This window comes from Staphylococcus sp. ZWU0021 (assembly GCF_000798895.1).
In the GTDB taxonomy this organism is placed as follows: Bacteria; Bacillota; Bacilli; order Staphylococcales; family Staphylococcaceae; genus Staphylococcus; species Staphylococcus saprophyticus.
This window is the reverse complement of record NZ_JTLN01000019.1, coordinates 1-361: the sequence shown is the minus strand read 5'-3', so window position 1 is coordinate 361 and position 361 is coordinate 1. Positions and strand designations below refer to the sequence as shown.

The window sequence follows — 361 nt, the reverse complement described above, 5'->3', positions numbered from 1 at the left end:
AGCGATTATTTCTTTTTGAATTCAAAGCTTGTTAAAAAACTCTAATTCACTCGGTTTTGCGTGGTAAAATCATAAATTTTACTTACTTATCTAGTTTTCAATGTACAAAATTTTTCATGGTGGAGACTAGCGGGATCGAACCGCTGACCTCCTGCGTGCAAAGCAGGCGCTCTCCCATCTGAGCTAAGCCCCCATAAAAACTTATTAAAATCAATGGTGGGCCTAAGTGGACTCGAACCACCGACCTCACGCTTATCAGGCGTGCGCTCTAACCAGCTGAGCTATAGGCCCATTCACGATGTGAATACTCCAATGAGCATTCAAAACTGAATACAATATGTCAATGTTATTCCTGCATCTT

General features: G+C 41.3%; 2 tRNA genes. Both read right to left on the bottom strand.

The window, feature by feature from the left end:
* Positions 1-117: 117 nt before the first annotated feature.
* Positions 118-193, bottom strand: a tRNA-Ala gene (locus tag L987_RS04325).
* Between the two features lie 21 nt (positions 194-214).
* Positions 215-291, bottom strand: a tRNA-Ile gene (locus L987_RS04320).
* Between the last annotated feature and the right edge of the window lie 70 nt (positions 292-361).